The sequence below is a fragment of the Streptomyces sparsus genome (assembly GCF_054776295.1).
Genome location: NZ_BAAHCA010001062.1, coordinates 1 through 1,521, shown reverse-complemented (window position 1 = coordinate 1,521; position 1,521 = coordinate 1). Strand labels below are relative to the sequence as shown.

General features: G+C 70.9%; 1 protein-coding gene. It reads right to left on the bottom strand.

Annotated elements, in window-relative coordinates:
- Positions 1-31 precede the first annotated feature (31 nt).
- Entirely contained in the window at positions 32-1,438 is a 1,407-nt protein-coding gene (gene cysS, locus ACYVE9_RS26290) for a cysteine--tRNA ligase (protein ID WP_461030391.1), read from the bottom strand.
- Positions 1,439-1,521 lie beyond the last annotated feature (83 nt).

The following is a 1,521-nucleotide window of genomic DNA, read 5'->3' as shown; positions in this document are numbered from 1 at the left end:
CGGGGCCGTGCGGCGGCCGGGGTCGCGCCCGTCAGCGGCTCAGCTCCCAACGGGCACCGCCGGGTGTGTCCTCGATGACCAGGCCCGCCCGCTGGAGCTCGGCGCGGATCGCGTCGGCCGTGGCGTAGTCCTTGCGCCCGCGTGCCGCCTGCCGCTGGTCGAGGACCAGCCGCACCAGCGAGTCCACCACACCGTGGAGTTCGTCGCCGCGCTCGCCCGCTCCGGCAGCCCAGTGCGCGTCGAGCGGGTCGAGACCCAGCACCCCGAGCATGGCACGGAGCTCGGCCAGGCAGGTGGCGACGGTCTCCTTGCTGTCGGCGGTGTCCGCGCCGAGCGCCGCGTTGCCCTGCCGCACGGTGTTGTGCACCACCGCCAGCGCCTGCGGGACGCCGAAGTCCTCGTCCATCGCGGCGGCGAAGTCGGCCGGCACCTCGTCGGCGGGCTCGATCGCCCCCGCCCGCTCCACCGCCCGCTGGATGAAGCCCTCGATCCGCGCGAACGCCGTCTCGGCCTCCTGGAGCGCGTCCTCGCTGTACTCGATCATCGACCGGTAGTGCGGCGTGCCGAGGTAGTAGCGCAGCACGATGGGCCGCCAGCGCTTGACCATCTCGGCGACGAGCACCGAGTTGCCCAGCGACTTCGACATCTTCTCGCCGCTCATCGTGACCCAGGCGTTGTGCAGCCAGTAGGTCGCGAAGTCGTCGCCGTAGGCCTTGGACTGGGCGATCTCGTTCTCGTGGTGCGGGAAGACGAGGTCGACGCCGCCGCCGTGGATGTCGAACGCGGGGCCGAGGTACTTGTGCGCCATCGCGGAGCACTCCAGGTGCCAGCCGGGACGACCGGGCCCCCACGGGGTCTCCCACGACGGCTCGCCCGGCTTGACCGCCTTCCACATGGCGAAGTCCCGCGGGTCGCGCTTGCCCGTCTCCCCCTCGCCGGACGGCTGGAGCAGGTTGTCCAGCTCCTGGTTGGAGAGCGAGAGGTAGCCGGGGAAGGAGCGCACGTCGAAGTAGACGTTGCCCTCGGCGGCGTAGGCGTGTCCGCGCTCGATGAGCCCGCGCATCATCTGGATCATCTCCGGCACGTGCCCCGTCGCCCGCGGCTCGTACGTCGGCGGCAGGCAACCGAGCGCGTCGTAACCCTCGTTGAAGGCGCGCTCGTTGTCGTAGCCGATCGACCACCAGGGACGGCCCTGCTCGGCGGACTTGGTGATGATCTTGTCGTCGATGTCGGTGACGTTGCGGACGAAGGTGACGTCGTAGCCGCGGTGGGTGAACCAGCGGCGCATGATGTCGAAGTTCAGCCCGGAACGGATGTGGCCGATGTGCGGGGCCGCCTGCACGGTGGCACCACACAGGTAGATCGAGACGGCGCCCGCGGTGAGCGGGGTGAAATCACGGATCTGCCGGGCGCTGGTGTCGTACAGGCGAATGGTCACCCGTCAAGGGTAGTAGAAACGAGCGGCGCCCTGTGCCGTCGGTACAGGACGCCGTCCCGGCCGCCGCGCCGGGGCCCGGCGCG